Genomic DNA, 10271 nt, shown 5'->3' on the forward strand with positions numbered 1-10271 from the left:
ACCTCCCCATATCCAGGCTCAATTTTGTAAAGGCGCGGCCCCGAATTTTCACAGACAAGCATCGTGCCCCCCTATTCCGAAACCTTCGAATCCATATACGGATAAATATCGCGCACCATCGAGCACCGATTATCGACTAGACTCGCTTTCCAAAGCTCCTCGCCCGCAATCCCGTCGTCTGCGACAAAGAAGACCACGTCTCCCATCGGCGTAATGCTGTGTACTCGCGCAGATTGATTCTCCGCCAGCCGTCCCCTCGCTCGGAGATCGTTGTTTCCAACCCGTCGATCGATAACCAGCAATTCCCGGTCAAATGTCGCGTCGGGCATGATGGATCCAGAGAACACAGCGGCGTTGTCGTCCAAGAAGCGCCCTTCCGATGCGACGACGGGGAAACCGGCATGTCCCGCCCTGTCGACAAGCGTAATAACACCCGTGCCCTTCGTGGTTCCGTTGGATGTCCAAACCACACGGCCATACTGCGGATGATGGGCCACAAAGAGAAGCTCCGTCGGCGATGCGGCAAGCAACGACGGGCTTGAACTGGCCTGTCCGGGAAAACAGTCGGAGACTAGCCGAGTTCCATTCGGAGTGCCGTCTGTACTCCACAACTCCGCCCCGGTCTCAAACGTGTGCGCCGCGAAGAGTACGACTCCCCCAATGTCGACGAAGGGACACAGAGAGCGCTTGGAGCCGGGCGGATGGATGGCACTGATCAATGGGACGGGAAGCCCTTCGATCTTCTGCTCCCATTGCGTGGGCTCGGTTTTAGCCTGCCCAAGCAAGACCGCCATGTCGACGAGCGGATTGGCCATGTAGAGCTTACGCAGAGTGCCATCTTCGTCAAGCACCCAGAGCGCACTCATCGAGCTTTCTCCGGATGTATAGATGAAGATGTGCTCTCGCAACACGAATACTTCTTCGATTGCAGCACCCGCCTCCGTTTCCGGTTGATGCGCCAGGATCGAAGTCCCTTCCTCGGTCCCGTCTGTTTCCCACAAGCGAGGTGCGTTCGGAGAGGCTTCCGCTACGAAATACACCTTGCCTCGTGAAGCCACTCCCATCCGTGGACAGCTCCCCTGCTTGCCAGCCCAGATATCTTTCACGCGCACTGTACCTTCGGCTGTTCCATCCGTCCGCCAGAGTTCCCGTCCGCTTGTTTCATCCTCGGCACTGAACAGTAGAACGGTTCCAAGGTTTGCCAGCAATTCGGGCCTTGAGTCCTCGGAACCTGCGCGGATGTCCGTCACTATCTGCGTGCCTTCGGTTGTACCATCGCTACGCCATAGTTCGTCGCCGCACTCTCGACTGGTCGCTCCAAAGCACAGGCGTCCATTTACTATCGCCAAATCGTGCGGGCTCGCCGAGGGACTCTTCTGAGATGCATGCTTCCAAATATCCGCGACGAGCCGAGTGCCCGCGGCACTCCCGTCACTTCCCCAAAGCTCCTCCCCGTGAACTCCGTCGTTGCAGGTAAAGAAGAGGCGCTCTTCCTTCAGATTCGTCAGACTGTCCGGGCCCGACGAACCCGTTCCTGGGACAATATCCGCGAGCGGCGTCGTCCCTTGTGCGGTCCCATCTGTGCAAAACACCTCTTCGCCAAACTCGATTGAATTAGCGCAGAAATAGAGCTTGCCTCGAAACTCCTCGGGAGACCACGGCTCACTTCCCACACTCCCGGGGAAGAGGTCTACCAGAAGTTGCGTTCCAGCGTTTGTACCATCGGTTCGCCACACCTCGATTCCGTGCTGGCCGTCATTGGCAAAAAAATACACATAGTCGCCGGCCTTTTCGAAATAGTGCGGATCACTTCCTCCCGCGCCAGGGCACACATCTTTCACCATCACCGTGCCTTCGGCGGTGCCGTCGGTCACCCAGAGTTCATTCCCGTGCTCGCCGTCGTTCGCCTGAAACCATGCTACGTCCCCAATGACCGTCATCGAGCCCATCTCGGAAGAAGCGGGTCCCGGCCGCACATCTTTCAGTAGCCGCGTCCCCTCCTGCGTGCCATCCGTGACCCATAACTCGCTCCCGCATGCGTCGTCTTGGTAGCGGAACAGAGCTCGTGAACCCAGCGACACTAAATGGTCGATGATGGAGGTGCCACCTCTACCGTCGCTAATCAACGAGACTTCGCGCGATTCAGGCTGAAATGCGTACAACAAGTTCCTGCTCGCCACCAGGATTCTGTCATCACCCAGAAGCGCCGTAAAAAACTGCCCCGTTGAGGCCGGTATTTCAACCTTAAAACAAGGACGCCCACTCGCCTGTGTAACAAACACATTGCGCTGGTTCAGATTTGGCGATGCATTGAAGACAATCCAGGAGCCGGCGCGTGCGCTTGGTTCAGGATCCGAGGACAAGTTGCCCGGCGCAAGGTCGCCCAGGAGCGCCAGTTCGCTCGCCTCGCTCTCTCGAAGATAGGCTTCTCTTCCAAAGCCGTTTGAAGTCACTTCCGCGGAGAAGAATAGTACTCCGCCTCCCATATCTTTAAGGACTTTGGGGCTCGATCCCTTAGCGCCATCTTCGAGATCGACTGAAAGCTGACAGCGATCAGACACATCCACCGACCAGAGTTCCCGACCATTCTCACCGTCATCCGCCGAGAAATAGACATAATCGCCGCACGCGGTAAGGTACATCGGAGATGAAGAGGGTGGATTCGGCGCGGTTGGGCCGACTTCCAAGATGGTGATTATAGGTGAGACTTGCGCCGATGCCTCAATGCAGCTAGCACAGACGGCCAGTGTGACACTGATCGATTTGATCACCCTCGACATTGACACCCGCTCCGCGCCCCTATCATGGCCTTCCATGCGGGACTATCTCCGGATTTCTCACGAACACACTTTACCTTCTCTCGCAACCAGTGCGTTTGCGGGACTTACGCCGAAAAACCAGGCAGCTCTCTGAAGACAGTGTGTGTTCGCGAGAAATCCACATGGCATAGCCTCAAAGTCTTGCTCGTGAGCAATTTGCATCAGCGTTCAATAGCGCCGATTCAAATTGCGGACCATCTCCGGCTTGCATAATCACGCAAACACCCTCTGCGGACAACGCTGCAATCCGCCGCATGGTGCTTTCAGTTCGCAATACCCATCGCTCCAGAGATTGCCGCTTTTCCGTAAGCAGACTAGCGACTCAGCTCCCGAGACTCGAACCGCAAGACGATACCGCGCTCCACATCGAGCAGCGTGGGGCTTCCCCAGTAGGCAACTGGCGTCGAATTTATCTCTTCGCCTGCCCGGCGAAGACTGCACGTCATTCTCCATCGCTGCTCATCTACAGGGATCTGCGCCGGAGCCATTCCCTCGAACGGGACACATATCTCGGCACTCCACCGGTTGCCGTCCTGCACAATGCACCCCTGCCAATCGCATTGCCAGGGAACCTGCTGCTGTCGAACCAAGTTCAACGTGTTAACGACTTGTTGGCCTTGGATTCGGGCCATCCACCTCGGCGAGTCCGCCGTGCGCACATCGAATAGGCGCAATAACCCAATCTCCGCAAAAGTCGCGGATGGAATAGCTTCACCCCGAATTCCTACGTACAGGGCCTTCACGCTATACCTCAATTCTAGCATCGAGCCCTTCGCGCCTTCTGAATCCAAGCGACCTGCGTCCAGGGTGTCGCCGGTCAACGGGGACTCCCACATAGGTTCATCCAAGACGCCGTCCACGACGACTGGTGTCCTCGTTTCGTCAACAAATGGAACCTTCACAATGCGAGTCGTTCGACTCAACCAGGTATTTTCGAATTCGTCGAGCCAATCCGCATTGCGGGGCTGGAGCTCATTGTATAGTAGAGCGGAAATGTAGTCGGCCTGCTTCAGTCTGTCCAGAAATGCTTGGCTACCCCCAACGCCCTTGGACGGACGCATGAATAACGCCCTGGTCCACTTCTCCCCGTCCAGCACATCCCTGAATGTAAGCGTGACGCCAAATTCGCTGTGCGCCTTGTCAAACCGTCCGACCCCGCTGCATTCACCGTATTGAAACAATCTTGCTGTCGGATCGCTATACTCGGCCCAACGCCCGTCCAAATCGATATGACCATCATCCCGTCGCGTCGCACGCATCATCCAAAGGTGCGTATCGCCCGTCGCTAATACGCGCCAAGTGCCAGGGGCTCCGGAAGGCTCGATCAGACAGTGGGCGCTCCAGACCGACGGACCGGCTGGGTCCAGTGTGTCAAACACGGTCGGTTTGGTCAGATCCAATGCTTCGGGTCCGGCGTCTCTGCTATACGTGTTGATGGCCCAGATTGCCCAACCTAAGACAATTGTCAAAACCGCTGGCATCCATGCTCTGCGCAAGAACCGCGTCGCTCTCTGGCGCATGAGCGATTTCGGTTTTGCCATGCGAGGAACAAGTGTTGCCCCACTCAGCCTGCTTGCCCGCTCAAATTCCGGCGATTTTTGCAGGCGGTCCAGCGCTGCCGAAGCGTCGGGGGTCCGTGCATTGAGGTCGTGTATCAGCATGGCATCAACGGCATTACTCAGTTCCGGCGACACATTGGATACCAATTCAGAGAGGGGTGGAATCGGCTTCGCAAGCATCTGCTTCAACAGGGCCAACGGCGTTTCCGCGTCGTAGGGCAGCTTTCCCGCCAGCTTTTCGTACAACACCATCCCAACGGAATACACGTCCCAAGCTGGTGTCGGTTCCAGACCCTCCCATGCTTCTGGCGGCGCGTACATGGGAGTTCCGACAAACATGCAGGAGGAAGAAGTGCTTCGAAGAGAAGTGGACTGGTGAACCGCCAGTAGTTTGGCCAGTCCAAAGTCCGATAGTAACGCGCGCCCGTCGGTCGACAATAGAATATTGCTGGGCTTCACGTCCCGATGAACAATCTCAGCATCGTGGCAGCGCTCAAGACCACTCAGCACATCGACGGTCCAGCGCAGCGCCTGCTCAATGCTCGCCGAAGAGTTGATCAGCGGGCCGCCATCGATGTAGGCCATATCGATCGCGAGATCGCCATCGATGTTTTCCAACGCGTGAATAGGGACAATGTTAGGATGCTGCAATCGAGCGATGGTCTTCGCTTCTTGACGGAAGCGCGCGCCAAAATCAGGGTCCGTTACGATACTTCGGTCGAGAATCTTCAGCGCCACTTCCCGGCCCAGTGTCTCGTCCTCGGCAAGGTACACTACACCCATCGCCCCCCTGCCCAGGAAGCGAATGAATCGGTATTTGCCAAAGCGGTGACCAGCCTCAAAATGCGGCAATTAAAGACCCACCAAACCCGCACAATGCACTGGCGCATCGGAGCGCCTGCTTACATTGTTCGCCTACAAGACATTGTGGTTATGCCGGGAGGATTTCTCGCGGTCTCACACCGTCTGCAGAGGACTCCGTCATTCCCCGTTAAACGTCTCGCAAGCGAACTCATTACGAGAGATCAGGCCGTGAGTCCGTGAGAAATCCGACCGAATTTCACAAACAAGCCACGTCCAATAGTATCATTTGGAGAGAAGTTTTTCGACGCGGACTCCACACACCATGAAACCACGAGCGGCCTGATGACCTCTTGAGACGGCAAGTCTACCCCGGATTTCTCACGAACACACTTGAACCCCTCTCGTAACCGCTGTGTTTGCGAGACTTGCGGCGAGAAACAAGGCGTTTCTCCGAGAACAGAGTGTGTCCGCGAGAAATCCTCATGGCATAACCTAAAAGTCTTGCACGTGAGCAATTTGCGTCGGCGCTCAATCGCGCCGGTGCAGATTGCGGACTACTGCTTTCTTGCTCGTCGGACTATGACGGTACCAACAGCAAGTAGCACCAATGCGACCGGCCATGCTGCAATGGGCACCGCGGAGCTCTCTGCCTCCACGATCACCGTCCGCGTAACGCTATCGGCCGCATTGCCCGCCGCGTCCGTCACGTTGTACGTCACCGTGTATGTCCCCAGCGAATTCGTATCCACCAGGTTACTGTCATCAACCACGCTGCCGCTGATGTCTCCATCGATATTGTCCGATGCCGTCGCACCCGCTTCGAAATAGGCATTGCCTTCCGTCACGTAGACTGGATTGCTGCCGACCAGTGTGATCACCGGCTTTGTATTGTCCACCGTGAACGTGCCGCTTGGACCTGCTGCGGGGGCGCTGTTGCTTGAACTGTCCAACGCGGTCCCCGATGCAATACCAATCGCCAAGGTCCCGTCGCCCGTGATACCACTTATTGTCACCGTCCGGGTCTGCGCATCTTTCGCTTTCGCGCCGGACACGTTTACTGTCCCCGTCGCTGTACCGGTCGTTACCAGCGAAACATCCGTCTCGTCCAGCGAAATCGAGGCCGCGTTGTCGTAGGTTATGGTGTACGACACCGGCCCACTCTTGGTCAGCATCGAAGACGGCGCCCCGATGTTGACAGCTATCGCCGTGTTATCCACGGTAAACGTCGCGCTTGGACCTGCCGCCGGAGCCTTGTTGCCTGCGTAGTCGAACGCGGTATCCGCGGCAAGCGAGATTCCCAGTGTGCCGTTACCGGTAATGCTTGAAAGCGTAATCGTACGCGCAGAACTGCCAAGCCCACTCAGGGTTATGGTCGCATTGGCATCACCGGTAGCGTTAAGGCTTACATCCCCATTGTCCAAAGTGACCACGCTTGCTTCAGTATAGGTTACGCTGAACGTCACCGGTCCCGTTGCCGTTACCGTCGACGATGGAGCGCTGATACTCACGGTTGGCGGCGTCGCGTCTATGGTGATGGACTTACTGTCGCTCGCTGACCAGTTGCCCGCGTTATCGCGTTCCTGCACATATAACGTCTGGGCGCCCTCGGACAATGCAGTCACGGGTGTATACGACAAGCTCGTCGTCGTGGTCCATGCTCCCGCCTGGCTATTCAATTGGTAACGGTACGTCCCGTTACCGCCCCCGCCACCTGAAGTCCACGACCAGGTCGGCGTTGTGTCGTTCGTCGGCGAAGTGCCAGATACATTGGGCGCATTGGGAGGCGTGGCATCCAACGCAATCGCGAAGCTGCCGCTTGCCGACCAATTACCTACCGCATCGCGCTCCTGCACATACAACGTATACGTTGCGTCGGATAGCGGCGTCGCCGGTGTATAGGAAAGACTCGTCGTTGTTGTCCACGCTCCCGCCTGGCTGTTCAACTGGTAACGGTACGTCCCATTCCCTCCTCCACCGCCAGAACTCCACGACCAGGTCGGCGTCGTGTCGTTTGTCGGAGTTGTCCCCGTCACACTCGGCGCATTCGGCGCGGTGGTATCAATCGTAATCGTGTAGCTTCCGCTCGCGGACCAATTGCCCGCAGCATCGCGCTCCTGCACGTACAAGGTGTGCGCCGCAGCAGACAGAGCTGTCGCGGGCGTGTACGAAAGACTCGTTGTCGTTGTCCATGCTCCCGATTGGCTGTCCAACTGATACCGGTATGTCCCGTTTCCTCCGTTGCCCCCGGAACTCCACGACCACGTTGGCGTCGTATCGTTCGTCGGTGTCGTTCCCGTCACGCTCGGTGCGTTCGGCGCGGACTTGTCGATGGTGTAAACCTCTCCAGAAGAGAAACTGCCGTTTCCCGAACCCACGCCTCCGAGCTTCTCTCCATTTCCGTCTACGATCGAATCGTTGTCGACTACATCGAGACGGATGGTCCCGCTGCCTGTTCCTGTCGACACCGAAACGGTCCTTGTCGCTCCCGCGTCCGCGCTTACTGACGTGATTGACGCGCCAGTCACACCGCTGGCGCTAAGGGAGAGATCCGTGGCATCTACACCGGTCACAGCCTTATTGAACGTCACCGTGAAGTCTACAGAAGCCGCGTTGGTTGGCGAAGTTCCCACTCGCACAACAGAATTCACTGCCGGATACGGGCTACTCAGCAGGACGACCTGGTTCAGGTCTTCGGGAAGAGCGGAAAAAGCTCCCGCACCGTCGAAGTCGATGTAACTCCGCCCGGAGTAATTCCCCGCGTATTCCACGCCCGCGGGAAAACCGAAGCTCGCGTTTACAATTTTCAGTACCATCACCCGGTCGCTGGAAGCGGGAAACGATTGCGGCGTGCTAAGCAGAAACCGGTTCCACCCCGCGGTGGCGCTAAAGCCTGTCTGGCTATAGAGGAGCGTGGTAGGCACTCCTCCAGATATCGTCGAATACAGATAGAAGTCAACGGTCGCGGAAGAATCATTGATGTACACCTCAAATCCATCGAGGCTATTCATCGTGGTGTCGTTCGTAACCTGCAGCGCTGTCCACGCGGTGGACGATGAATACCCAAAGGCATACCCCGTCGCGCCATTCTCGTCGTAGCGTACGTGGTCGCCCATGCCTCCCGTAGCACTGGGCACGATGTTGGCCGTCATGCTCGCGCCCGAACTCGAAATACTCGTAACAGCTATTCCAGTCGCGGTATTGGTGTAGTCTTTCGAATTGGGATTACTGGTATTGTTGAACGTCGTATTGTTCATAATTCCCGGATACGTATCCCCGGCATCGCCCCGATTCGTCAGCAGATCAAGTCCATTTAGACCGTCAGCTTCTTCAAGATCCACCCACTTGTGCGACTCATCGGTGTTGTCTGTCATCCGATCGTCTACGTGCCAAATCAGTAGCCCATTTCCCGGAAGGCCCGCATCGAAACCGGATTGCTGCCGATTCTCAATCAGGAAGTACTCCCCGATCCGGTACTTGTCCACCCACAACCGCAAGATGGACGCATTGCTGCTTCCTTCAAGAATGTTGGCGCCAGTCGTGCTGGAGAGAACATCTGTCGGCGTCACAATGTCCAAGGCTGACTTGCACCACGCCGACAAGTGCGCGGGAGAATCTCCTGCCCAAGTCCCGATGTAGTTCCAACTGCCTCCTCCCATGAGTCCCCAGTTGCCGATACCCTCCGAGCTCTCATCCGTGTCGTAGAGGTCGGGCAATTCCAGCATAAGGTGCCCCAGCTCATGACACATGATCCCAATGGTTGCCATGTGGTTATCATCGGCATCGCTTCGGTGACGTTCTCCGAACATGGTGTAAGGCTGCAGATTGACGCCATCCAACATCAGCGCGGACGACAGCGTCCATGCATGTCCCCACACCTTCGGCGTATACGTTCCGCCGTAAGCATTTTCATATCCCGCGAGAATCATCACGATCGCAAGTTCGTCGGACGTAATCGTTCCATCCGAATTGCTGTCGAAGGTCGCGTAGTTCACATACGAATTCGCGGCGCTCAGAATAGCGCTCGCTTCCGGCCGCGAGTCGCCGCCTCCCATGTTTGGATGAACAACAGGCCGCGTGATATGCACGATCCCATCGTTGGCAGTCCCATACGTCTCGTTCGCGGTCGTCACCGTAAATGTGCCATACGTATTCTCTAGATAGAACTCTTTTACGCTGTTGCTCGCCCCGTATATCGCGCTCTGGAAATTCGCGTCCGTGTACGCGAACGAAATATTCGTGTAATTCACGAGAATCGTCAGCACCGGCTGCGTATGCACCAACGACTTTGTCGCGCCGGCGCCAAGAGTACGCGGAACAGTCTTCTCAAAGGCACGCGGGTCAACCGGTGGCCTCAGATGTCGAGGCATTGAGGACAACGTCTTCTCGGAAAGCGTCCCAACCTCGTTCGGAGACGCCGTCAGCTGCCCCGTCGCGGACTTCTCGGCGTAGTACCATGTTCCCGTCTGTTCCAGAATCGTGTAGCCTTCTTCCGTCTCATACCAGTTCGAGAATTCGTCGCCCCGGAGCTGGGCCTTAAAGTTCGATCCATCCGGCTGTTTCAACGTGATATCTATCGGAGCAGCTGGCGCCGCATAGGATTCCGGCGCTGCGAAGGCAAACAATAGAAGGATGGAGACTAGCGTTGCGCACAGCGCAAATCGTGTTACTCGGATCCGGCCCAATGCCTGTTTGATGGAATATATCCGTACCGCGTGCGCAAGCGTTGCGGATTGGGGGTTGCTTATGAGCAATGTGGGCCTAACGGAGTACTGCATTCCTTTCTCCTGGACGTCCAACTACCTCTGATCGTGCATGGGACACTTCACATTCTGCGGTACACCGTCCACAGCAACTGCTCTCGCTTGCTTACGTGCTCTACATCTTGCTGCACTCGTAGTCGTCGGAGAGACGAGAATCCTCGTGGCAAAATTCCGACTGGACTTTACTGAGACCGGACCGCCACCCTCTAAGCTGAGCGGCTCAGTTACGTTATTCCCCCTATTCACCCAGAACCTGAAGCCACCTTCCGGGACACCGGTACTTTACCACAAGATGGGGCGCCGCCACTCAGTGAAGACGCCTGGCGTGG

Annotated in this window: 3 protein-coding genes; all 3 read right to left on the reverse strand. The window is 56.8% G+C overall.

The annotated features are described in order from the left end of the window. Window positions 1–71 precede the first annotated feature (71 nt). The 3 genes from K1Y02_11585 to K1Y02_11595 all read right to left on the reverse strand — a co-directional run bounded on the left by K1Y02_11585 (window position 72) and on the right by K1Y02_11595 (window position 9957). Window positions 72–2780 (reverse strand): hypothetical protein, encoded by a 2709-nt coding sequence (locus tag K1Y02_11585; protein ID MBX7256993.1) that lies wholly within the window; start codon window positions 2778–2780, stop codon window positions 72–74. A gap of 353 nt (window positions 2781–3133) precedes the next feature. Next, window positions 3134–5161, reverse strand: a complete 2028-nt coding sequence (locus K1Y02_11590) for a serine/threonine protein kinase (GenBank protein ID MBX7256994.1) — start codon at window positions 5159–5161, stop codon at window positions 3134–3136. A 575-nt stretch (window positions 5162–5736) separates the two neighbouring features. Beyond that, window positions 5737–9957 (reverse strand): M6 family metalloprotease domain-containing protein, encoded by a 4221-nt coding sequence (locus K1Y02_11595; protein ID MBX7256995.1) that lies wholly within the window; start codon window positions 9955–9957, stop codon window positions 5737–5739. Window positions 9958–10271 lie beyond the last annotated feature (314 nt).

Source organism: Candidatus Hydrogenedentota bacterium, assembly GCA_019695095.1.
Taxonomy (GTDB): domain Bacteria; phylum Hydrogenedentota; class Hydrogenedentia; order Hydrogenedentales; family SLHB01; genus JAIBAQ01.

What these genes read in the sequence shown, in the direction of transcription:
- K1Y02_11585 (MBX7256993.1), bottom strand. Translation starts at nt 2,780, where the DNA reads ATGTCGAGGGTGATCAAATCGATCAGTGTCACACTGGCCGTCTGTGCT.
- K1Y02_11590 (MBX7256994.1), bottom strand. Translation starts at nt 5,161, where the DNA reads ATGGGTGTAGTGTACCTTGCCGAGGACGAGACACTGGGCCGGGAAGTG.
- K1Y02_11595 (MBX7256995.1), bottom strand. Translation starts at nt 9,957, where the DNA reads ATGCAGTACTCCGTTAGGCCCACATTGCTCATAAGCAACCCCCAATCC.